Annotated in this window: 23 protein-coding genes; 12 read left to right on the forward strand and 11 right to left on the reverse strand. The window is 32.7% G+C overall.

The window, feature by feature from the left end; all coding sequences use genetic code 11:
* Positions 1 to 48 precede the first annotated feature (48 nt).
* Positions 49 to 2556, reverse strand: a complete 2508-nt coding sequence (locus FA048_RS11250) for a S9 family peptidase (protein WP_136840867.1) — start codon at positions 2554 to 2556, stop codon at positions 49 to 51.
* A 199-nt stretch (positions 2557 to 2755) separates the two neighbouring features.
* On the opposite strand from FA048_RS11250, the gene FA048_RS11255 reads away from it, so the two are divergent.
* A complete protein-coding gene (locus FA048_RS11255) occupies positions 2756 to 3634 on the forward strand; it encodes a polysaccharide deacetylase family protein (protein WP_136840869.1) in 879 nt (292 codons plus the stop codon).
* An 85-nt stretch (positions 3635 to 3719) separates the two neighbouring features.
* On the opposite strand, the gene FA048_RS11260 is transcribed toward FA048_RS11255, so the two are convergent.
* From FA048_RS11260 to FA048_RS11280, 5 genes are all read right to left on the reverse strand, one after another.
* Positions 3720 to 4172 (reverse strand): GreA/GreB family elongation factor, encoded by a 453-nt coding sequence (locus FA048_RS11260; protein WP_136840871.1) that lies wholly within the window; start codon positions 4170 to 4172, stop codon positions 3720 to 3722.
* Between the two features lie 87 nt (positions 4173 to 4259).
* Positions 4260 to 4835, reverse strand: a complete 576-nt coding sequence (locus FA048_RS11265; RefSeq protein ID WP_136840873.1) for a nitroreductase family protein — start codon at positions 4833 to 4835, stop codon at positions 4260 to 4262.
* A 96-nt stretch (positions 4836 to 4931) separates the two neighbouring features.
* On the reverse strand, positions 4932 to 5483 hold the full coding sequence (locus tag FA048_RS11270) for a hypothetical protein (protein WP_136840875.1): 552 nt from the start codon (positions 5481 to 5483) through the stop codon (positions 4932 to 4934).
* 102 nt (positions 5484 to 5585) lie between these two features.
* Positions 5586 to 6272: a hypothetical protein gene (locus FA048_RS11275; RefSeq protein ID WP_136840877.1), complete on the reverse strand. Its 687-nt coding sequence runs from the start codon at positions 6270 to 6272 to the stop codon at positions 5586 to 5588.
* A gap of 58 nt (positions 6273 to 6330) precedes the next feature.
* Positions 6331 to 6567 (reverse strand): hypothetical protein, encoded by a 237-nt coding sequence (locus tag FA048_RS11280; protein ID WP_136840879.1) that lies wholly within the window; start codon positions 6565 to 6567, stop codon positions 6331 to 6333.
* Positions 6568 to 6629: 62 nt separating this feature from the next.
* Here FA048_RS11280 and FA048_RS11285 point away from each other — a divergent pair, with 62 nt between their 5' ends.
* Both FA048_RS11285 and FA048_RS11290 read left to right on the forward strand, forming a co-directional pair.
* The gene (locus FA048_RS11285; RefSeq protein ID WP_136840881.1) at positions 6630 to 7334 is read left to right on the forward strand and encodes a hypothetical protein; all 705 of its coding nucleotides are present in this window, start codon (positions 6630 to 6632) and stop codon (positions 7332 to 7334) included.
* Between the two features lie 198 nt (positions 7335 to 7532).
* On the forward strand, positions 7533 to 9158 hold the full coding sequence (locus FA048_RS11290) for an ABC-F family ATP-binding cassette domain-containing protein (protein WP_136840883.1): 1626 nt from the start codon (positions 7533 to 7535) through the stop codon (positions 9156 to 9158).
* 34 nt (positions 9159 to 9192) lie between these two features.
* Here FA048_RS11290 and FA048_RS19735 read toward each other — a convergent pair whose 3' ends face one another.
* Positions 9193 to 9354 (reverse strand): hypothetical protein, encoded by a 162-nt coding sequence (locus tag FA048_RS19735; RefSeq protein WP_169306861.1) that lies wholly within the window; start codon positions 9352 to 9354, stop codon positions 9193 to 9195.
* Positions 9355 to 9747: 393 nt separating this feature from the next.
* Here FA048_RS19735 and FA048_RS11295 point away from each other — a divergent pair, with 393 nt between their 5' ends.
* The 3 genes from FA048_RS11295 to FA048_RS11305 are packed head-to-tail and all read left to right on the forward strand — an operon-like array spanning position 9748 to position 12043.
* Positions 9748 to 10377, forward strand: coding sequence for an ABC transporter ATP-binding protein (locus FA048_RS11295; protein WP_136840885.1), 630 nt, complete (start codon positions 9748 to 9750; stop codon positions 10375 to 10377).
* The gene (locus FA048_RS11300; protein WP_136840887.1) at positions 10374 to 11594 is read left to right on the forward strand and encodes an ABC transporter permease; all 1221 of its coding nucleotides are present in this window, start codon (positions 10374 to 10376) and stop codon (positions 11592 to 11594) included. Before FA048_RS11295 ends, FA048_RS11300 begins: the two co-directional genes overlap by 4 nt.
* Before the next feature lie 5 nt (positions 11595 to 11599).
* Complete coding sequence (locus FA048_RS11305) at positions 11600 to 12043, forward strand: hypothetical protein (protein WP_136840890.1); 444 nt, start codon at positions 11600 to 11602, stop codon at positions 12041 to 12043.
* A 379-nt stretch (positions 12044 to 12422) separates the two neighbouring features.
* On the opposite strand, the gene FA048_RS11310 is transcribed toward FA048_RS11305, so the two are convergent.
* The 3 genes from FA048_RS11310 to FA048_RS11320 form a co-directional block, all read right to left on the reverse strand.
* Positions 12423 to 12929 carry an FKBP-type peptidyl-prolyl cis-trans isomerase gene (locus FA048_RS11310; RefSeq protein WP_136840892.1) on the reverse strand — a complete coding sequence of 169 codons (507 nt, stop codon included), beginning with the start codon at positions 12927 to 12929 and terminating at the stop codon, positions 12423 to 12425.
* A gap of 300 nt (positions 12930 to 13229) precedes the next feature.
* A complete protein-coding gene (locus tag FA048_RS11315; protein WP_136840894.1) occupies positions 13230 to 13427 on the reverse strand; it encodes a hypothetical protein in 198 nt (65 codons plus the stop codon).
* A gap of 40 nt (positions 13428 to 13467) precedes the next feature.
* Positions 13468 to 15477: a thioredoxin domain-containing protein gene (locus tag FA048_RS11320; RefSeq protein ID WP_136840896.1), complete on the reverse strand. Its 2010-nt coding sequence runs from the start codon at positions 15475 to 15477 to the stop codon at positions 13468 to 13470.
* Between the two features lie 204 nt (positions 15478 to 15681).
* Between FA048_RS11320 and FA048_RS11325 the strand changes: the two genes are divergently transcribed.
* A complete protein-coding gene (locus tag FA048_RS11325) occupies positions 15682 to 16779 on the forward strand; it encodes a mandelate racemase/muconate lactonizing enzyme family protein (protein WP_136840898.1) in 1098 nt (365 codons plus the stop codon).
* Positions 16780 to 17007: 228 nt separating this feature from the next.
* A complete protein-coding gene (locus tag FA048_RS11330; protein ID WP_136840900.1) occupies positions 17008 to 17601 on the forward strand; it encodes a GIN domain-containing protein in 594 nt (197 codons plus the stop codon).
* Positions 17602 to 17651: 50 nt separating this feature from the next.
* Here FA048_RS11330 and FA048_RS11335 read toward each other — a convergent pair whose 3' ends face one another.
* A complete protein-coding gene (locus FA048_RS11335) occupies positions 17652 to 18503 on the reverse strand; it encodes a glycoside hydrolase family 25 protein (protein ID WP_136840902.1) in 852 nt (283 codons plus the stop codon).
* A gap of 409 nt (positions 18504 to 18912) precedes the next feature.
* On the opposite strand from FA048_RS11335, the gene FA048_RS11340 reads away from it, so the two are divergent.
* From FA048_RS11340 to FA048_RS11355, 4 genes are all read left to right on the forward strand, one after another.
* Positions 18913 to 19215, forward strand: a complete 303-nt coding sequence (locus tag FA048_RS11340) for a hypothetical protein (RefSeq protein WP_136840904.1) — start codon at positions 18913 to 18915, stop codon at positions 19213 to 19215.
* Positions 19199 to 19696: a DUF6169 family protein gene (locus FA048_RS11345; protein ID WP_136840906.1), complete on the forward strand. Its 498-nt coding sequence runs from the start codon at positions 19199 to 19201 to the stop codon at positions 19694 to 19696. Before FA048_RS11340 ends, FA048_RS11345 begins: the two co-directional genes overlap by 17 nt.
* A gap of 254 nt (positions 19697 to 19950) precedes the next feature.
* On the forward strand, positions 19951 to 21072 hold the full coding sequence (locus FA048_RS11350) for a hypothetical protein (protein ID WP_136840908.1): 1122 nt from the start codon (positions 19951 to 19953) through the stop codon (positions 21070 to 21072).
* A 165-nt stretch (positions 21073 to 21237) separates the two neighbouring features.
* Complete coding sequence (locus FA048_RS11355; protein ID WP_205943472.1) at positions 21238 to 21885, forward strand: hypothetical protein; 648 nt, start codon at positions 21238 to 21240, stop codon at positions 21883 to 21885.
* The last annotated feature ends 74 nt before the right edge of the window (positions 21886 to 21959 follow it).

Consider the following 21959-nt stretch of genomic DNA (forward strand, 5'->3'; position numbering starts at 1 on the left):
AAGTGTCTAACTTTTTGGGGGCATTGCAATTGGAACTTTTTTTATTGGTTATTGTTTTCGTTCAACTTCCCTATCCATCTCTGTAATGTTAACATTTACAGATTGAGAAAAATCTCCCAATAAATAATTATTAAAATAATCTGCTAAACGCCAGAACATATATTCTGTCATATCGCCAAAGCCATGGCGTTGACCAGGAACAATCATATAATCAAATCTTTTACCAGCTTTAATTAGTGCATTTGCCACTCTAATTGAGTTTGCAGGATTTACATTATTATCCATATCGCCATGCATTAATAGCAAATGACCCTTAAGGTTTTTAGCTAAATCTGGATTTTTATCAATTGCATATTTAAAAGTAGTATCGCCTTTAGCAGAAACAATTTCCTTAACACCATGATGTTTTTCACTCCACCAGCGATTGTAAATACTATTATCGTGATTACCTGCAGCAGAAACAGCAACTTTAAAGAAATCTGGATATACCAATAAAGCTGCTGTAGACATAAAGCCACCACCAGAATGACCCGTTATACCTACCCTATTTGCGTCAATAAAAGAATACTTGTCTGCTAACTGCTCAATAGCGGCTTTTTTATCTGCCAAACCATAATCACGTAAGTTTCCGTAACCATAAGTATGATACCATTTAGAACGAGCCGGATGTCCACCCCTATTTCCAACAGTTATTACAATATAACCCAGTTGCGCCAATCGATCCATTCTATCCATGCTTCTACCAAATGATTTATTTACCGCTTCAGTTTGTGGGCCTGGGTAAACATATTCTATAATTGGATATTTTTTACTCGGATCAAAATTAAATGGTTTGTACATTACCCCATAAATATCGGTTATGCCATCATCTGCCTTCACTTTAAAAGGTTCGGGAAATTTGTACCCTGTCGTCATCAATAATGATAAATCTGCTGTTTCTAAATCCATCACTTTGTTGCCTAAATTATCAAGTAAAACTGATTTAGGAATAGTGTTTACCCTAGAGAAATTATCAATCACAAACCTAGCTTCGTCATTCATACTGGCCGAATGGTCAAAATCGCCAGCGTTAATTAATTTCATTCCACTGCCATCAAAATTAATGCTGTATAAGTGCATAAAATATGGATCTTCTTTAGCTTCACGTCCATTTGCTGTGAAATAAAGTTTTCTATTTTTCTGATCAATATTTACAATTCCTTCACAATGAAATGCACCAGAAGTGATTTGGTTTTTCAATTTTCCATTCCCATCAAATAAATAGAAATGTCCCCAACCATCACGCTCACTCCAGTGTATAATTTCATTGCCACCATCAATTAGTCCTGGGCGTTGCACTTCTACATAAGTATTAAAACGTTCGTCAATTAGTGGCATTACTTTTAAGGTGTTGATGTCTATTGTACAGATATCAATTCTTTTTAAATCTCTACTGGTACGTGAAAAATAAAATTTACTATTATCTCCCAACCAAATTGATGGTCTAAATTCATTGTCTCTATCTTTTACCAATGATTCCTTACCCCATGTAGAAATGCTCTGATCTTTGAATGCGGTGGTATTTATTGTTTTATAAGTTTTAGTTGCAAAGTTGAATAGGATAAATTCATCGATTGGCGATTCCTTTTCACCTGGCATTTGATATTTGTAGGTTTCTAAAGTTGGTCTACCTGTAGCTGTACTATTAATTACCCATAAATCTTTTACTTTTCTAGAATCTGTTCTGTCTAAAACAAAGTGTTTCGAATCTGGCGACCAAAGTACATAAGCACCACGCCTCTTCTTGTCATTTTTTACAACAATTTCATTGTCTTCACCATCTCCATCACTACCATAAGAATAAAATTTTACACCATCTTTAGTTAACTGGTGTTCTACAATTGTACTATCCTCTTCATTTTTTACAGCTTTTTTGTAGTTCTCTTTATCCATCCAGTATAAATTGTAATTACGAGAGAAAATTATTGCCGATGAATCTGGCGCTACAGAACCCCAAGATGGTTTAGCTTTAGGTTTTTCGTAGTTTTTAACTTCAGTTAATTTGTTAGTAGCCAATTCGTAATTGAAAGAAAAGATTTTCTTTTGCATAGAATCAGCTGCTTTTTTATCTTTTCTATCTTTTTTTAGCTCTTCAATTGTACTTTTAATTTCGAAATTGATGCTTTTTTCATCTTTTGCAAATTTCAGGTTTTCAATAGGTAAATGTTGCGCATCAAAAGGGTCACGGATAATCATGGTAATTTCTGAAGCCAACTTATTATTGTCAAAAAGCACTTTTTTACTTCTCGTTGCTGGCTCAACAATATACCATTGTTTCCCATTTGGTGTTTCGTATTGATACCAAAATCTGTTTGTGAGTTTTAACCAATGTGGGTCTACTGCTGTAGAGTAAATAATTTTTCTCAGTTTAGCTGGTGAGAAACGAGCAGCTGCCTGATAGTTTGCCTTTTCTGGAGTTTGTGTTGTTTCTGTTAATGATATTGTTTTAGTTTGTGCAACAACGTTAGCAGTGCCTAAAATCGAAATCATAGACAAGATAAAGTAGAATTTCTTCATTGATGATTGTTGAATGGTAAATAAAAAGCCTAATTTATTTAATAAAGTGTATTTACTGGCTGATTTATTTGTAATAATGCAGATAGAAAAATTTATAACACTTCTTAAATTAGTGAACATTAAAGAATTTATCCACAGTGTGAAAGATTTCTAACATAAATCTATTGGCTTTTCATAGTTTTGCACAATACAATTTACTATGAACAAGAACTTTTTAACTCTCATTGCAACAGCGTTGATTTTAACACTTGGTTGCCAGTCTAAATCACAATCTCCAAATGGAGAAACCAAAGACAATACAGAAAATGTAGCAAATGCAGAAGGAGAATCTACTCCAAAAGTTGATGCCAGTAAAGTGAAAGTGGCTGATGCAAAAACAATCTTAGCTCGTAAACAAGTACCTATTTTATGTTATCACCAAGTTAGAAATTGGAAAGAAAGAGATGGAAAAGTTGGGAAAGATTATATTGTAGAAGTTCAGAATTTTAAAGATCAGATTAAAATGTTGGCTGATAGTGGTTACCATACTATCTTGCCAGATCAACTTTATGCTTATTTAAATGAAGGAGCTAAATTGCCCTCTAAACCAATTATGTTAACTTTTGATGATACAGATTTAGATCAATTCACAACTGTTAATCCTATTTTGAAAAAACATGGATATAAAGCTGTTTATTTTATAATGACAGTTTCAATTGGAAAAAAAGGAAAATTTGTTGATTACATGTCTTCAGATCAAATTAAGAAACTTTCTGACGAAGGAAATATAATTGGCAGCCATACATACGACCACAAAAACTTCAAAAAATATGCTGGAAAAGATTGGGAAGAGCAATTGGATAAACCAACAAAAAGATTGGAAGAAATTACTGGCAAGAAAATAACAGAATTTGCTTATCCATTTGGGTTATGGAATGCAGAAGGTATCCCACAGCTTAAAAAACGTGGGTTTAGAATGGCTTATCAATTATCAACAAAACGTGATGAAAAAGATCCATTGTTTACTATTAGAAGAATAATTGCTAGCGGATATTGGAGTCCAAAAACTTTAAGCAACAGCATTAAGAATAGTTTTTAGCCGATTTGTCATTCTGAGTAAAACGAAGAATCTATTAAATGAGTTCTAAAAATAGATTCTTAGCAGGCTCAGAATGACAAATAACTTATATCACCTCTTTAATCTGATATTTCTTACCGTTAAAGTCAAAAGAGCTACCTTTCTGTTTACCTAACAGCAGCTTCCCGATAGGAGAAACAGCAGAAATAGCAAAAATGCTCTCATCTTTTAAGTGTAATTGACCTGCACTAATGCTCAAATAGAATTTCCCCTGATCTGTAACTACTAGACTTCCGTTTCTTGCCGAATCTGAATGAGGCATATCTTTTAACGATGCGAGCACTTTCTGGTTTTCTTCAGCATCAATTAACAATCTTTTATTTCGATCAATATCTTGTTGCATCATTTCTCTACTGGTTTCGTACTTATCTCCAGCACTACTTTTCGTATCGTCATTACTAGCTTCACGGGCTTGTTTCAAAGCTGTTTCTGCAGTTTCTATGCGTTCATTAATAAATTTTAAACAGAGTTGATATAAGGAAGATTTAATTTCTTGCATATTTTATTTGGTTGGACTAGCTTAAATATATCAAAAATATTCAATTGTTCAATAGTGGTTTATTGTTTAGTAAATGTTAAGAAGGAATTACTTTTCAAGCCATTTAACTTTTTCGGTAATGGGTGTTCTATTCGCATTTCTTGATTCCTCATTATGATAGCCCATATAAAAAAGTCCAAAACACTTTTCATTTTCGGCAAGACCAAGAAAATCTCCCAAATCATCAATTAATGGTGGCGAGCTCCAATACGCTCCAACACCTAATGCCTCTGCAGTTAATGCCATATTCTGAACCGCACACCCTACTGCAGCAATTTCCTCCCATGCAGGTAATTCATTTGGGTGAAACTGAATATTGATGGCTAAAATGCAATCTGCCTGATTAGCCTTCTCAGAAAAACTAGCATGCTTTTTCTGCAAGAATTGATTTTCAGGAACATTACTTTTGTATAAATCACCTAATGTTGCTCCTAACCTACCTTTTGCTTCTTTTCTCATAACCACAAAGCGCCACGGTTGGGTTAATTTATGAGTTGGGGCATAATTTGCATTTTCTAATATTTGCTCAATTACAGCAACCGGAATTTCTTTTTGAATATAACTTATTGGAAAAATACTTCTCCTATTTTTGATGATGTTTGATAAAACTTCGTAATTACTCATATCCAAAATTAAAACATTAAGATGCTAATTTTGATAAAAGATGGTTTTATTGCTTTACTGTTGCATTGTAATTGCAATTTTAACTGTTGCTACCAACTATTTTAGCTGCTTTCTAATCTGTTTTGCTTTGGCATAAAAAGCAATACTTTCTTTATCCACTAGAAAATCCATGGTTTGTAGCAGTTCATCTTTTATCCAATTATGCTTAGCATTTAAGTTAGCCAAAATATTTAAACAATGAGATTTAATGGCTACAGGAACTTTTTCATCAATTAACCAACTAAAAACTGTTTCTACTAGTTGTTCAGTATTATGCTTTTCGATTAATTCTTTTATAGCTAAAGGACTCCTCCTACTAGTCAGTAAAGCTAAAATTTTACCATAATGCCTGCGACAAGAAAGATTATTTTGAGTTGAGAATACACTTAGGAAATATGCTGTATGTGGTACAAATCTTTCTATATGACTAATATATATGTTTTCTAAAATCCAAGATGCCCTAAAAGCAATTTGATCTTCTTTGTGAAATGTAAGGTCTATTAATTCTTTGATGGAGAAATTATTTTCGGCAGCAATTTTAGTAAGATCGTTAACTTTTGTTTTATTTAAAGTTGTTTTAATTGCTGCAAGAAGTTGTTCCCTTTCCATGCTCAGATTTAACGATTTTGCTTAATGCCCACTTTTAGCGCAGAAACTTTTTTAAATAATTAATTAAACCAAATTGTAAACTAGTTACCAACGTGTATGGCTTTAATTTTCTGGAACGAATACTTTATTCCCGAAAATATCTTTTTTATACGTGCCAATTTTCTTACCGTTTTTATCTTCTATGACTGTGTTCCCGAAAATATCAACTTTTTGTTTTGATATAAGATTACCTCTTTCATCCTCGATGATTATATTTCCAAATGAATCGATTTTTTGCTTACCAATTGTACGGCCATTCCCATCTTCTATAACCAAATTACCAAAAATATCTTTCTTGTGAACACCTATAATATTGCCACGATCATCTTCAATTATAGTACTACCAAAAACATCGATTTTTTGTTTAGTTACTATTTCCTTTTTTCCATTTCCAGGTACTATTCCTCCGAAATGGTCATCTCTATCTTTTTCTAAACTTTGGCCTTTTTCAGTATTGAGTATTGTACTACCATGAAAATCCTTAGTTTGCTTCCCGATAATTTTACCCGCTTCATTTTCTAAAATCGTATTGCCGAAAAAATCTTGTTTTTGCTTGGCGATGGTTTTGCCATCTTTATCAACTACAATGGTATTCCCAAAAAAATCTTTCTTTTGCTTGCCGATGGTATTATCTTTCTCATCAACCAATATGGTATCGCCAAAGAAATCTACTTTATATTTGTATTGAGTAGTTTGGCCGTAAGCCATGGAAATTGTAGACATAATAATGCCTAACATTAATTTTTTCATCTCGTTTTCATTTTGTGTGTACTACTAAATTACAAAAATTACATTGAGTAAAAATCGGTTAACGGTAAATTAGTTTTGCTAATTTAAACTTTGGGTTTAAGCAATTTGCCAAAAGCTTCTCCATTTGTAAAACAAACCCAATTGTAGCGAACATGAACCTGATTTTCTTCGGGCGAGTAAAGCGGTAAGTGGGGCTGCCTAAGCCATAATAAATTGCCAATCGTTTACAAAAAGCCCCAACCTTCTCTTTACTAATGGCATTACCAATTAAAACTATAATCTTAGTTTTTTCCATAAAAATTTGCTCATCAATATTTTAATACTTAACTTTAAGTGAATTTAATTAAACTATTTATTATGAAAACAATATTATATCCAATATTAATATCAGGGGCATTGATCGCTTCGATTATTAATCCAGATAATTCAGTACAAAAAACAAAAATACTTTCGGATAATTCAAGATTAACTTATAACGTTAACGAGAAAAATAAATTAGAAGGAGCTTATTTTGTAGAAAATACTCAAAAGAATGTTTGGATAAGAGGAACTTACAAAGAAGAAAAAAGAAGCGGTAACTGGTACGCATTTAACAGCGATAAAACTGTTTTTATGAGATATAACTATGATTTAAAAAAGATGTTATATCTTGATACTGTTGCTATTAAAAAAGCGGACATTACCATTACGGATAAAAACGAAGAGTTTGCAAAGAATGCTTCTGCGCCATTTCCTATTTGCTCAATAGATCAATATACTTCTTTATTGACTGAGGCGGCAAAGGCTTCATATCCAAAAGAGATTATCATTTACAATCAGCCCATTGATATTACAATTATTGCTACGGTAAAATCTGCAAAAGATGTTAAATATGTTGCTTCTTATTCACATAAAGGAGAGAGATATGCCTATAACATTAATACTAAAAATATTGATTTTGATATTGACTGGATTCCTTCTACCTATAATGGTAAAGATGTAGAGGCTGAATTTAAAGTGCAAGCCAAAATGGAATTTTCATCTAATGGTGCAGGTAAACAAAGATTTGTTTGGAACTACTAACTTCGAATGACTTTTAAAAAGCAATCTTCGGATTGCTTTTTTTTTGTCCTTTATTTTAGCTACTCATGAATAGTTAGCAAAACCAAACCAACTCTTCACAAAAACGTCATTCATTTACCAAAGAAATTAAAACCTTTTTACCTCTACCTTTCTAGCCTCAACCTTTTTCCGTACCTTTGCATTTTATTTCTAAGCAATATGATTTCAGTTTCTAACCTTTCCCTTCGTTACGGCAAACGCACTCTTTTTGAAGATGTTAACCTAAAATTTACACAAGGCAATTGCTATGGTGTAATTGGTGCCAATGGCGCAGGTAAATCTACCTTTCTAAAAATTTTAAGTGGTGAAGTGAACCAAACATCTGGTTCAGTAGCTTTTACACCAGGCGAACGCATGGCTGTTTTAAAGCAAAACCACTATGAGTTTGATGAAAATACAGTAATTGAAACAGTAATGATGGGTCACAAGGAATTGTACGACATCATGATTGAGAAAGATGCAATCTATTTGAAAGAAGATTTTAGTGATAAAGATGGTGAACGTGCTGGCGAATTAGAAAATCTTTTTGCTGAAAAAGATGGCTGGAACATGGAAAGCAATGCAGCTACTTTGTTAAGCAATTTGGGTATTAAAGAAGATTATCACTATAAGCAGTTAAAAGAATTAGATGGTAACCAAAAAGTACGTGTTTTATTGGCACAAGCTTTATTTGGTAACCCTGATATTTTATTATTAGATGAGCCTACCAACGATTTGGACATTGACACTATTGCTTGGTTAGAAAATTTCTTAGCAGATTATCAAGCTATTGTATTGGTAGTAAGCCATGATAGGCACTTTTTAGATGCAGTTTGTACCCATATTGTGGATATAGATTTCAGTAAAATGAACATTTATTCTGGTAACTATACTTTCTGGTATGAAAGTAGTCAGTTGGCGTTAAAGCAACGTAGCGATCAGAATAAAAAACTAGAAGAAAAAGTTAAAGAACTTCAGGAGTTTATTCAACGCTTTAGCGCAAATGCTTCTAAAAGTAAACAAGCAACTTCACGTAAAAAGGCTTTAGATAAAATTGACATCTCTGAAATTAAAGCATCTAGCAGAAAATACCCAGCTATTTTATTTAATAATTTAGGTAGAGAAGCAGGCGACCAAATTTTGCAAGTTGAAGGATTAACTAAAGTTGGTAATGATGGCGAAGTTTTGTTTAAAAATGTAACCTTTATGGTTAATAAAGGTGATAAAGTTGCTGTTCTTTCTCAAAATAGTTTAGCAACTACCGCTTTTTATAATATACTGTCTGGAAGGGATAAAAATTATACTGGAGAATTTAAATTTGGTGTAACGATTAGCCCAGCAGACATTCCGAATGATAACTCTGATTATTTTGAAGGAAAGGATGAAAATTTAGTTGATTGGTTACGTGAATATTCTGGAACTGATGCTGATGAGCAATTTGTAAGAAGCTTTTTAGGTAGAATGCTTTTCTCTGGAGAAGAAGTACTTAAAAACGTTAAAGTACTTTCGGGAGGTGAAAAGATGCGCTGCATGTTCTCTAGAATGATGTTACAACATGCCAATTTCTTAATGTTTGATGAACCAACCAATCACTTGGATTTAGAATCTATTACGGCCCTAAATAACGGAATGAAAGATTTTAGAGGTACAGCATTATTTACTTCGCGAGATCATGCGCTAACTGAATCTGTGGCAACAAGAATTATCGAACTTACACCTAAAGGAAGCATTGATAGAATGATGACTTATGATGATTACATCAATAGTGAAGATGTTGCTAAGTTAAGAGAAGAGATTTACAAATAGAATATACTTATATACAGAAAGCCTTGATGATTAGTCAAGGCTTTTTTTTATGTTCTATCTTTTCAGCAAACTTTTTAAGCTTTTTCCCCCTGTATTCTCTATCATTTACATAGTTATGCCAATGGCGATAGCGATAAATTAATAAAACGATAAGCAATGGAATTGCTGTAATCAATAGCAAGATTTTTAAACTCATATATCTTGGTTCTTATTTTTGTTTTTATCTCCTACCACTTCATTTTTTAAAATTTTGTAATCGTATTCTTTAATTTCAATTTTTTTAAAAGTTCCAAATCTAAAGAGTCTTGAAATGGGATCTTGATTTATTTGCCACTCTAACAAGTCCTTCGATTTATTATATTTTCTTTTTTTACGCAGGATTGTATACCCAATATAAGTACGATACAAGATGTAAAGTATAAAAATTATAAAAACAACTGTTAGCAGAAATACTTTCATTGCCTTGCTTTATGCCAAGTTAAGAAAATGAATTAATATTTAGTAGTAGCAAATACTTTACAAGATAAAATCTTCAAATCATTATCATCTCTTATTTTTGTAAAGAGAAACAAAAAGCAAAATCAAATAGATGATTTCAATCAAATCTGTTGCCCATAGTTACAACAATAATCAACAACTCAGCTTTAAAGACTGGCAAATTAATGATGGTGAACAATGGTTGCTTTTAGGAGAATCTGGAAGTGGAAAAACTACATTGTTACACATATTAACTGGTATTTTAAAACCACAGCATGGTGAAGTTAGCGTTAGTGATACTTCGATCTACAATTTATCTAGCAAAAACCTAGATCAATTTAGAGGCCGTAACATTGGCATTATTTTCCAACGCCCACACTTAATAAAAAGCTTAACCATTGCCGAAAACTTATTGTTAGCCCAAAGCTTTGCCCAATTACCTGAGGACCATAGAAGAATTGATGAGGTTTTAGAATCATTAGACATTCTACATAAAAAAAATGCCTATCCAAATGAGTTAAGCCAAGGGCAATTGCAACGGGTATCTATTGCTAGAGCCGTAATTAATAAACCGGCTTTACTTATTGCAGATGAACCAACTTCTAGCTTAGATGATAAAAATGCAGAATCAGTTCTGCAGTTGTTAATTCAACAATCTGGATTAAATAAGGCTACTTTAATAGTTGCTACGCATGATAAAAGAGTTAAAGATGCCTTCACTAACACTTATAATTTAGTATGAGCCCATTAAAAATAAGTTGGAAAAGTTTATGGTCTAAACCTTTATCGGCATGGCTAAATATCATGTTAATTGCATTTGGAACTAGCATTTTAACAATTTTACTTTTGGCTTCTAGTCAAATTGAAGATAAACTAAACAACAACTCAAAAGATATTGACCTAGTAGTTGGTGCTAAGGGAAGCCCATTACAATTGATATTGAGTAGCATCTATTACATCGATTTCCCAACTGGAAACATTCCATTAAAAGAGGCTAATGAATTGTCGAAAAATCCATTTGTAAAAAGAGCTACTCCTCTAGCCTTAGGCGATAATTACAATGGGGTTAGAATTGTTGGTACGGATAGTAACTTTGTTAGTCTTTATAGCCTAAAAACACAAAGTGGAAAATTTTGGAAAGCTGATTTAGAAGCAACAATTGGTTCTATAGTAGCAAAAGAACAAAATCTAAAAGTTGGTGACACTTTTTATGGAGCACATGGATTAACCGAAAATAAAGATCAGCATAAAGATCATAAATATAAGGTGGTAGGAATATTAGCACCACAAGGCAATGTAACTGACAACCTAATTCTAACAAATATTGCAAGCATTTGGAAAATGCATGAGGAACCTCATGAACAAAAGGAAGACGAAGAACATGACCATGGGAAAGAAGAGGCTGTAGAAATCCAAAACAGAGAAATTACTTCGCTATTAATCCAGTATCGTTCACCAATGTCTGTAGCAATGTTTCCGCGAATGGTAAATCAAATGACAAGTTTACAATCGGCATCACCAGCTATGGAAAGCACGAGGCTTTTCTCTCTAATTGGTGTAGGTGTAGATACTTTACAATGGTTTGCCGTTTTGATTATGCTTATCGCTGCAATTAGTGTTTTCGTAAATTTGTACAATTCATTAAAAGAAAGAAATTACGATTTAGCTGTTATGCGAACCTTAGGAGCATCAAGATCTAAATTATTTGTTATTGTGATACTTGAAGGACTTATAGTAACTATTGCTGGTACAATTATTGGAATAGCATTAGGACATTTTGTTTTAGAGTTAATAGGCAACTATCAAGAAAGTAGCCAGGCAAAATTAAGTGGTAGCATTTTTATTACAAGTGAATTCTACTTATTGCTTGCTGGATTAGGTATTGGTATATTTGCATCAATTATTCCGGCGATACAAGCTTACAGTTCGAACATTTCGAAGATATTAGCTAAGAATTAAATACTATGAAAAAATTAAGTTTAATCATTATACTACTTGCAGGTTTTGGCTTTGGAGCAAAAGCACAGCATGACCCTAGTGATCAAATCCTATCTACCAACTGGGATGTAATAGGAAGCGTAGATTTTAAAACAGTTAAAGAAACTGAAATGTATGCCATTTTTGGCAATGAGATAAAAAAATATGCCAACAAGCCATTTGAATTAGAAGGTTATATTGTTCCAATTAAAGATGGAATGAAGCAAACTAAATTCATGTTGAGCACACTCCCCATCAATCAATGTTTTTATTGTGGTAAAAATGGAGTTCCAATTATGGTTCAAGTAGAATTGAAAGAACCAATTAAATTTACTTACCAAACAGTAAAAATAAAAGGCACATTAAAGCTAAGTACTGCTAATGCAATGGACAACCCTCCAATTAGCTTAGTTGGCGGAAAAGCTTTGTAGTAAATTTTAAGAGGCTTTATGATTAAAATAATGCCTAAAAAATGATTTTGAAAACGTTAGTTGGTGTTTTATAGCTTAGCAAGCTCCGCTTTTCTTACTGCCATTAAAAATGGCATTTATATAATCGGGTTTAAATCACAAAGCTACTGGTTTTTGGCAAATGCAACCCCTCATAGCACCAAATTAGAAGTTTATAAACCCAATAGCAGTGTAAATACTTTTACCAAATACGGCCACAGCGGGATTTAGGGGTAAAAGATTGGAACGGATAGCGGGACCGAACTACACCTATAAAAAACTGGCATTGCTTTCTAAAAAAATTAAGCACAAAAAAAGGCGCTCCGAAAAAAGAACGCCTTTATAGTATTTTTATTAATAACTAGTGACCTGAATGACCATCAGCTCCATGAGCGTGACCATGACTTAATTCATCAGCAGTTGCTTCACGTACTGATAAAACTTTACCAGCAAAAATTAAGTTTTTACCAGCCATAGGATGGTTCAAGTCTACTGAAATATGTTCTGCGTGAACACCAGTTACACCTGCACGGAATTGATTTCCTTGATTATCCTGTAAAGGAATTACATCACCAACATTTGGCAATTCGCCACCAGCCTCACTAAACATACTAAGTGGCAAATCTACATGAGCAGTAGCATCTAATTCTCCATAACCATCAGCAGGAGAAAGTTCAAAACTATATTCATCACCAGCTTTTAAGCCAGCTAAATGTTCTTCAAATTTAGGTAACATCATACCTACGCCGTATAAAAATACTAATGGCTGTTCTTCGTTTGCTTTTTCAACAAAAACTTGCTGACCTTCTGGAGTAGTAGTGTGTAGTTCATAAGTTATAGACACTACCGTGTTAGAATTAATGTTCATCTTAATATTTTAATTGATAAATTTTACTGCCTCGGCAACCGTACTTACTGGCAGTTGGCAAGTTTTATTTCGGCAAATATTGTTGATATTGAATGCTTGCTTTAAATAATTTGTGCAAAGATAGCCTAATTATTAGTTTAACAAAAAACGTGATTAATTGTTGCAAGAAATATTACAAAATTTCACAAAATTGTTTCTTGTATTGTTGATGGCCACCAACAATAAGAGTTTCTGGAAAGAACGCCATCATAGGGTTTGGCAACGAAATAAATTCAGCATGATGAGCTTGATTAAAAGAACTTATCTTCTATTTTTAATTTGCTCATCTATAAATTCGTCCCGAATTTGCGCCAATTCCTTTTGCTTTTCTGCAATTTTAGCAACTGCACTATGTTTTTCAGCTTTATCTCTAATTGTTGAATAGTCTTTTTTAAGTTTAGCTATTTCTTTCACCAAAGATTTTCTCTTTGCAATAATACCTTCTTCTTTTTCTAACATGGTGCAAGCTAACTAAATTTAAACTTATAGTTTTTTACAATCAATTTATAAACTTTATCGCTTCAGCAATTGTGCTAACAGGTAACTGACAGGTTTTATTTACACAAACGTATATTTTTGTTTCCTTGCTTTCTTTACCTTTTAATAAGGGAAGTTCACTTTTCGTTCCGCCCAGTGTAATTTTATTAGGAATATAGAATTTATTAAGCTCATTTTTAACATTTTGCAGGTCTACCCCTACTAAGGCAATTTCATTTATCCCATAAACTTCATTAAGTAGTTGGATACACCAGTTAGAATAAGCAGAGCCATAAGCCTTTATCCTTGGCAAAACAGATTTTAACATGTTTGAAGCTTGATTTCGATAATTCTCATTATCATAAAATAAACCTAATTTTTGTAAATTCTGTGCCATAACGGAGTTAGATGCAGGTATTACGTTATCCATAACTTCATGTTTACGTGCAATTAATTCTTCACCATTACCTGCCGTGTAAAAGAACATATCATTTTCTTCATCTTTAAAATTTGCCAGCACATAATTTGTTAATGATTTTGCTTCTTCTAACCATTCTTCATTAAAATCAACCTCATACAGCGCAATTAAAGCTTCAATCATAAAAGCATAGTCATCTAAAAACCCTATAATCGTAGCTTTACCATTTTTAAAATTGCGATATAAACCACCATCCGGTGTAATCATATTGTTTAAAATAAATTCGGCTGCTAATTTTGCTCTATCATAATATTCTTTGTAATCTAGTACCTGTGACACATCGGCCAAGGCCTTAATCATCATTGCATTCCATGCTGTTAAACATTTGTCATCTAACCCTGGTCTAACTCTTTTGCTACGCTCATCTAATAGCTTTGCTTTAGCCAATGCAACTTTATCATATAATGTTTCAGCATCAAGCTGATGTTTAGCTAAAAACTCTTCATCGCTATAAGTCCTTCTTAAGATATTGGTTTTTTCTTCTTCCCAATTTCCTTCAACTGTAACATTAAAATAATCGCCAATTAAGGTTGCATCATCTCCAACAACCTTATCAAAACTAACTTTATCCCAAACGTAAAATTTACCTTCTACCCCCTCGCTATCGGCATCTAAAGCAGAAAAGAATAAACCATTTTCAGCACTCATTTCTCTAAAAACCCAATCTATGCTATCTACTATTACCTGTACAAATGGTTGAAACTTTAAACATTGGTAGGCTTCGGCATATAAATTTATTAGCTGTGCATTATCATAAAGCATTTTCTCGAAGTGAGGCACATGCCATTTGTCATCTACGGAATATCTTGCAAAACCACCTCCAACTTGATCATAAATGCCGCCCATAGCCATTTGCTCAAGTGTATTGCAAGTTGCCATAAAGGTTGCTTCTTCTGCCGCCAAAAAGCTATATCGAAGCAAAAAACTCCAATTATTTGGCAATGGGAATTTTGGCGAACGATTGTATCCTCCAAGATTAATATCAAAATGACGTTTCCAGGGTTCTATTATTTCTGTTAATTGAGCTTGTTCAAAAGCAACAGCTGTTGTAGATGGAATTATTTTTTCTGATTGGTTGATTCCATCAGTTAATCGCTCTGCATAGTTTTTTGCTTTTTCTGGTTCATTTTTCCAGAGATCTGCTACATTTTCTAAAATGTTAATCCAATCGTTTTTCCTAAAATAAGTACCTCCATAAACCGGCTTTTGATCTGGCAAGCATATTGCATTTAAGGGCCAACCCCCATTTCCGTTCATCAATTGTACGGCCAACATGTAAATTTGATCGATGTCTGGTCGCTCTTCCCTATCTACCTTAATGCAAACAAAATTTTTGTTCATCACTTCGGCCACTTCAAAATCTTCAAAACTTTCATGCTCCATCACATGGCACCAATGGCAAGCAGAATATCCAATGCTCACTAAAATAAGCTTATTTTCATTTTTTGCTTTTGCTAATGCTACCGGCCCCCACTCATGCCATTCAACGGGATTATACGCATGTTGCAATAAATAAGGAGAGGAAGCGTGAATAAGGTTATTAGGTTCTTGCATGGAATTGAGTAGTGAGTGTGAGACAAAATGTAAAGCTATAAATTATCTACAAACCTATTTAGATTTAGTTTTTCATCTGGCTGTAATTTTGTTATTTAACGGTGATGAAGCGATCATGATTAATCTATTTTATTGTGTGATTGAAAATCATGATGGTTTGCTTTTTTAATTAACTTTACGATTAGAATTCATCGCAATACAAATATGAAAATTACACATACAGAAATATATCGCTTTAGCATACCAATGGAACCTTTTGTAATAGCAACAGGTACTATGCATTTTGCTCAAAACGTTTTGGTAAGAATTTATACTGATGCTGGTATTCATGGTGTTGGCGAATGTTCTGCCTTTCCTATGATTGTAGGAGAAACTCAAGAAACCTGTATAGCAATGGCTAAAGATTTTGCTCAAATTCTTAAAGGCAAAAATCCTTTAGAAATACCAGAAAGGATGCAAGATCTGTTAGCTTATGCTGATCATAATGCAACAATTAAGAGCGCCTTTGACATGGCGTTATTCGATATTGCAGCTAAAAATGCTAAGCAACCATTGTATCAGTTTTTAGGTGGGTACAAAAGAACCATAGAAACTGATATGACCATTGGCATTGATACACCAAATGGAATGGCACAAACTGCTTTAAAGTACCAGAAAAATGGTTGCAGGATTATTAAAATTAAACTCGGAAAAAAAGTTGATGAAGATATTGAACGAGTAAAACAAATAAGGGCAGCGGTAGGCGATGAAATGATTTTACGCTTAGATGCAAACCAAGGATGGAGTTTTGATGATGCGCTTTTTGCTTTGGGTGCATTAGAATCGCAAAATATTGAATTCTGTGAGCAACCAATGAGGACTTGGTATGATGATCAATTACCAGAGTTAGCTCTAAATTCTCCTATTAAGTTAATGGCTGATGAAAGTTGCTATAACCACCATGATGCTAGAAAGTTAATTAACAGCAAAGCATGTGAATATTTAAATATAAAATTTGCTAAATCTGGCGGGATATTAGAAGCACAAAAAATACATGAAGAAGCTTTACAACATGGTGTAAAATGTATGATTGGCAGTATGCTAGAGAGTAGAATTGCTTTGAGTGCTAACTTACATTTTGCCTTGGCTAGCCCTAACGTCATCTATTTTGATTTGGATACCTGTTTACTTGGACATTTGGTTGACCCTGTTGTTGGTGGATTAACTTATGATGGTTATTTTTTAGCTGTTCCAGAAACAATAGGAATTGGCGCAGATGCAGATCCTGAATTTTTAAAAACTTGTGAGAGTTGGATTGTATAATAGTGGTAGCCACAGATTTAATTCAAAAAAATAAGTAAAATCATATATAAAATTTTAATCTGTGGTCATCCCTCTTACCTGTGGTTTAATATTTTATAGATTTTTCGTCGTCTTTAAAAACCTGTTCGTCGATAATTACGAAGTTTTCGTATAATACTACCTAGTTGCATGCAACTTTTTTTGATTGTGGTCGTCTTATCTACAAAACACAAACAAATTATAGAAATCATGAAAACTTCAATCAAAACATTATTTGCTACTGGCTTAATCGCGTTAGCACTTTCAACATCAACAGTTTATGCAAACAACGTAGTAAGTGGAACAACTATTTCGGCAAGCGCTGTAAATATTGCATCAGTAAAAAAATTAGTTATAAGTGGCAACGTAGAAGTAACGATTAGCCAAGATCCGCGAGCTAAAGTTTTATACACCAATGATGGAACTGGAAACGTTTCTGTTAAAAAAGTAGGTAGTTCTGTTTATATAGATTCTAAAAATAATGCACACGATGCTAAAATCACTATTTATGTTGATGATATTTATAGAATTGAAGCTTCAGATAATGCTACTGTCTTTACCAATAGTGAATTGACTTTAAAATATCTTCAAGTATTTTTAAAAGACTCTGCTAAATTAGAATTAAACTCTAAAACTGAAAACTTATATACTTCTATCAAAAATACTTCAAAATTAACTTTAAAAGGTGCTACAGATTTATACAAAATTGATATGGATAAATCTTCTAGAATTGCTTTAGAGAAATTTAATTCTAAAAAAACTGACATGACCAGCTGTGATGTGTATGTAGCATCAAGAAACTAAATCAACATCATATTCTATAAAAAAACCTGTCATGACCTGATAGGTTTTTTTTATGGAATTAACATTTGGTGAAACTTTAAGCTGTCGCCATTAAAAGCATTAAAATCTACAACATGGTTGATGCCATTTATCCGAGCTTTATCTGAGTGTTGCCAAAAATTCCAAGCTTTATTAGGCAGTTTAAGCTTTGGTTGATAATAATGAGCTACCCAAAGCGGATAATCATCATAATAACCCATCAAATGGTCTTTATAGAATTTTAAACCAGAATAAATAATAGGTTTAACTTTTGTTTTATGCTCTATCTGTATAATAAAGGCATTTAATTCTTTACGCATCTTTTCTGCTGATACGCCATCTAAACTTTCGATATCAACTACTGGTGGTAAATCTCCTTGTTCGAAACTTGCAGTTTGCAAGAAAAAATTAGCCTGCCATAGGCCAGAACGTTTTGGTCTAAAGAAATGATAAGCACCAACTTTTATTCCCGCTTTTGGAGCTTCTCGCCAGTTACGCTGAAAATATGGATCTACATTTAATAGCCCTTCGGTTGCCTTAATGAAAGCGAAGGTAACTTTAACATCATCCTCCTTCATTGCTTTTACTTTTTGCCAATCTATTTTTCCTTGGTAATAGGAAACATCAATACCATGAATAGTGTGTTTCTTTGGAATTTTGATATTAAAACTCTCATATGTTCTGTAATTTTTGTCTTCGCCTGGATGGCGCACCCAGAACCAAGCAGATGAAGCTACTTTTAATACATAACCATAATAAAATGGAGAAAGTAAAACCAATAATAATCCAGCAATCGCTATTTTCCATTTCGTAGCGCTAGATTTGTTTATTTTTTTACGGGCGCTTGGCTTTCTTATTGTTGGCTTTCTCTTTATTGGAGGCATTTACAAATTTGCTAAAAATTTGTGGCATGGGGCTTTTTGGGTCATTGAAATTTATTGCTTTTTTTTGAAAGCCATGCTCCATAATAACAGATCAATGACAATTGATACAACCATTTTACCGTCGGTATAGGCTCGGTATACCGTCGGTTAACCGTCGAAATAGGCTTTTCGACGGTTAACCGACATCCGATTGACGGTGAAGCGACGGTGAAATGATAAGATTTTAGAGAGAAACCAAAGCTGAAAACCGTAAACTAAAGGTAAATGTTGTGGCTTTGATACATTAACAGCTGTTGAATATCAAATTGAATTTAACATTTGGATATTAAACGTTTATATTCGTTTTTAAATAAAATAGAGTTGCGCTAAGCAGCGAGTTAGGTGTAATATATGGCGCATACCCATAGTTGTGCAACTTGCAAAATTTTTAAGCTACCTGCTGACCTTTACAGCACTGAAAGCTTTTAAAGAATATTATTCAGTGATTGATATTCGCAAATTTCAAACTTTAGCACGATTTTTGTTTTTGTTGTTTAAAATTATTTATATTTGTACCGTTATGAAACCTACTACTGAACAAATAGCAAAAATGAAAGCTGGTTTTATGAAAGCTGTTAAAGAAAAGCAAGCTTTCGTGAAGCACTTTGCTAATGGTGGAAAAGTGGAAGATTTTAAACCACAAGAAAATCGAACAGTTGTCAGACCACTCTGAAATTATCCCCTATACTTTAATAAGCCAAGAAGGCACTGATGTGTCGTACACCTTTATTACTGACCATAATATTCAATATGTTGTGCGCTATGTATGCTCAACTGATTATTACTTTGATGAATCTTCAGACATCGGCGATTCAGAAATTTTAGAATTTCAGTTTGTGCCAATAGATAAGGGAGTAAAAGCTATCCCAGATTTACGTATAGTAGAAACTCTCGTTACTTCGATGAAAGATGTATTGAATTCAAGAAAAAATGCAATCTTATACATCTGTGATGGAAAACAAGCTGCAAGAAGTAAACTTTTTGATAAGTGGTACAAAAATTACTCTTGGGAAACGGTAGTAAAACATGACGGAAAATTGGTCTATCCTGATTCTCCAGAAACAGAATATGTTTCACTTATAGTTAATACCCAAAATCCTTATGCAGATAATATTATTGATGCGTTTAGTTTCATTATGGAATCTGATAAATAATCTTAAAAAATCTATAAATCTGTTATAAAAAAATTTACAAATAGTTTTGATATTATAACCGAAATTGATATGTCACCAATACCAAATGTAGAATAAATGAAAAATACTGCACCTAATAAAGGTTTGGCAAATTAGCGAAATAATCTTTGACCGTTCCAGTTTTTTAGTAAGTTTATCTCAAGCCACTAACTCTATAAAGTTACAAAAGTTGGCGGCGATTTAAAGGAATCGCTTTAATAAAAAAACACTTTGGAATGAAAATTAAGAATATAATCTCATTAATTATTTTTGGCTTATTTAGTTTGTCAATATATTTTTCTATAGTTGCTAATTTTCCTTATGTCTTATATTTTGTTATTCTAGTGCCAATATTGTTTTTTGGATGCGTGATATTATATAGATCTCTGGGACGTGAGGAGCGAAAGTGGGAAAGAGATAATGCCCAAAGAGAATGGTTAAAGAAGCGAAAACAAGATGAATGGGATAAATTGACTCAAGGCAAAAAAGACAAGATTTTTAAAGGAATAAAAACATCGTTAAAAGCAAAAAGAGATAAGGACGCAAAAGAATATAGGCAACGAATAATCGACAACAAGAATGCAGAGAAATTAGTTGAAGAAAATAGACTTATAATAATTAACGAAGAAAACGAAAAACAAGAACGCTTTAGACAAGTATTGGAAGCTAAAGAAAAAGAATCTAAAGAGCTAAAAATTGAAAAATATTTGGTGCATCTACAGGAAGAAAAAGTGGAGATAGACTCACTAGACAAGCATAACAATATTAGTTTAACATACGATGTTGCCTACTTTAAAGCACGATGGGACGATGAAGTTGGATTTGAAATTGTAGTTAGCATCGAGAAAAACAACATTAATAATAAAATTCATTATTTAGAAAATGTATTTGATTTTGGTGTGCATTTACAAAAAATTGATAAAGAATTTCTTACCATTGAGGAAGCACTTAAGCAATTTTATGTAATTAAGGAACCACGTTTCTACTTTTATAAATTAATATATATAGACTCTTCACAAATTTTTTCCTTTACTAAAAAATTAATCAATGCATTAAATATCAACCAACATAAAAAAATTGAAAATTTAAATACGGATTATTTTAAATGTCATTTAGGAATTGAACTAAAGTTAATTGAAGACGCCAACGAAAAAGGATTACAGGTTATAAAGTTGATTAAAAGTAAAAATACACTAAATGAAATTAAATCGTTTTTCATTGGTAATATAAGTATTGAAGGAAGTATGGTAACAATCAATGATGAGAATAATAATATTATTTATCTGACATCAAATGAAAATGTGACTGTCGAAACTGAAATTATTGACGAAAGCTATTATTGGTATTTTAAAAAATAAAAATGTATTGTCAACAATTGCTACACCTAACATCGGTTTGTACAAGGTTCAACAGCAGTAATTCTATTAAGTTTTGTGCTAAAAACCACCACATCGCCAAGCCGCAAAACGTTAGCGGTCATTACAAACTAACTTGATACAAACAACACATCACTTAGTAGACAAATGGAAAGTTTAACAATTAAGCAAATGGTTAATAAATATTCGGTTTTGATATGTTTGGTCATTTCCGTGATTTTGATAGTAATAGCAACCTTATTTTATCCAGGGGGCTCATTGCTCGACAAGAACTCTATAGGGTTTGGCTGGTCAAAAAATTTCTTTAGCAATTTATTTGCACCAAAAGCGATAAATGGTTCAGAAAACCCTGGCAGGATTTGGGCAATTATTGGAATGGCATTCCAATCGGTTGGTTATGGAATTTTTTTTATCAATATGTCAAAAAAAATACCTTCAAAACAATGGGCCAAAATTTTAAAATTTATTGGGGCTACCAACATCTTATTTATTTTCTTAATTGCAACACCCCTGCATGACCTTGGAACAATATCGATCGTTTTAACTTTGGTTGGTTTATTTACCATTACGATATTTATCCTAAAGTCAAAACTTCATTTACTTAAATTCTGCTGTATTATTTGCTTATTGACCTTTTATTGTTTCTTTATCCTATTTGGCTTTGGGTATTTGGAATTAGCAATCATAATGCAGAAAGTATATAATGCAAGCTCGATACTATTAGTTTTAGGATTAGCGTATTTTACCAAATATGAAGACTTTATACAAATTAAATCGGGAGGACAAAAAACATAAGAAGAACTTTCATGTACAAAAAAATCCCTATCTAGCAAAGCTAAACAGGGATTATTGTTAATAGATTATACCAA

Origin of the sequence: Pedobacter polaris (genome assembly GCF_005116505.1) — a bacterium.
Classification (GTDB): domain Bacteria; phylum Bacteroidota; class Bacteroidia; order Sphingobacteriales; family Sphingobacteriaceae; genus Pedobacter; species Pedobacter polaris.

Bases quoted from the DNA above. Each gene is read 5' to 3' on its own strand.
- FA048_RS11350 (WP_136840908.1), top strand. From the start codon at position 19,951: ATGAAAATTAAGAATATAATCTCATTAATTATTTTTGGCTTATTTAGT.
- FA048_RS11275 (WP_136840877.1), bottom strand. From the start codon at position 6,272: ATGAAAAAATTAATGTTAGGCATTATTATGTCTACAATTTCCATGGCT.
- FA048_RS11325 (WP_136840898.1), top strand. From the start codon at position 15,682: ATGAAAATTACACATACAGAAATATATCGCTTTAGCATACCAATGGAA.
- FA048_RS11265 (WP_136840873.1), bottom strand. From the start codon at position 4,835: ATGAGTAATTACGAAGTTTTATCAAACATCATCAAAAATAGGAGAAGT.
- FA048_RS11260 (WP_136840871.1), bottom strand. From the start codon at position 4,172: ATGCAAGAAATTAAATCTTCCTTATATCAACTCTGTTTAAAATTTATT.
- FA048_RS11355 (WP_205943472.1), top strand. From the start codon at position 21,238: ATGGAAAGTTTAACAATTAAGCAAATGGTTAATAAATATTCGGTTTTG.
- FA048_RS11330 (WP_136840900.1), top strand. From the start codon at position 17,008: ATGAAAACTTCAATCAAAACATTATTTGCTACTGGCTTAATCGCGTTA.
- FA048_RS11320 (WP_136840896.1), bottom strand. From the start codon at position 15,477: ATGCAAGAACCTAATAACCTTATTCACGCTTCCTCTCCTTATTTATTG.
- FA048_RS11310 (WP_136840892.1), bottom strand. From the start codon at position 12,929: ATGAACATTAATTCTAACACGGTAGTGTCTATAACTTATGAACTACAC.
- FA048_RS11255 (WP_136840869.1), top strand. From the start codon at position 2,756: ATGAACAAGAACTTTTTAACTCTCATTGCAACAGCGTTGATTTTAACA.
- FA048_RS11290 (WP_136840883.1), top strand. From the start codon at position 7,533: ATGATTTCAGTTTCTAACCTTTCCCTTCGTTACGGCAAACGCACTCTT.
- FA048_RS11280 (WP_136840879.1), bottom strand. From the start codon at position 6,567: ATGGAAAAAACTAAGATTATAGTTTTAATTGGTAATGCCATTAGTAAA.
- FA048_RS11335 (WP_136840902.1), bottom strand. From the start codon at position 18,503: ATGCCTCCAATAAAGAGAAAGCCAACAATAAGAAAGCCAAGCGCCCGT.
- FA048_RS11305 (WP_136840890.1), top strand. From the start codon at position 11,600: ATGAAAAAATTAAGTTTAATCATTATACTACTTGCAGGTTTTGGCTTT.
- FA048_RS11295 (WP_136840885.1), top strand. From the start codon at position 9,748: ATGATTTCAATCAAATCTGTTGCCCATAGTTACAACAATAATCAACAA.
- FA048_RS19735 (WP_169306861.1), bottom strand. From the start codon at position 9,354: ATGAGTTTAAAAATCTTGCTATTGATTACAGCAATTCCATTGCTTATC.
- FA048_RS11315 (WP_136840894.1), bottom strand. From the start codon at position 13,427: ATGTTAGAAAAAGAAGAAGGTATTATTGCAAAGAGAAAATCTTTGGTG.
- FA048_RS11250 (WP_136840867.1), bottom strand. From the start codon at position 2,556: ATGAAGAAATTCTACTTTATCTTGTCTATGATTTCGATTTTAGGCACT.
- FA048_RS11285 (WP_136840881.1), top strand. From the start codon at position 6,630: ATGAAAACAATATTATATCCAATATTAATATCAGGGGCATTGATCGCT.
- FA048_RS11270 (WP_136840875.1), bottom strand. From the start codon at position 5,483: ATGGAAAGGGAACAACTTCTTGCAGCAATTAAAACAACTTTAAATAAA.
- FA048_RS11300 (WP_136840887.1), top strand. From the start codon at position 10,374: ATGAGCCCATTAAAAATAAGTTGGAAAAGTTTATGGTCTAAACCTTTA.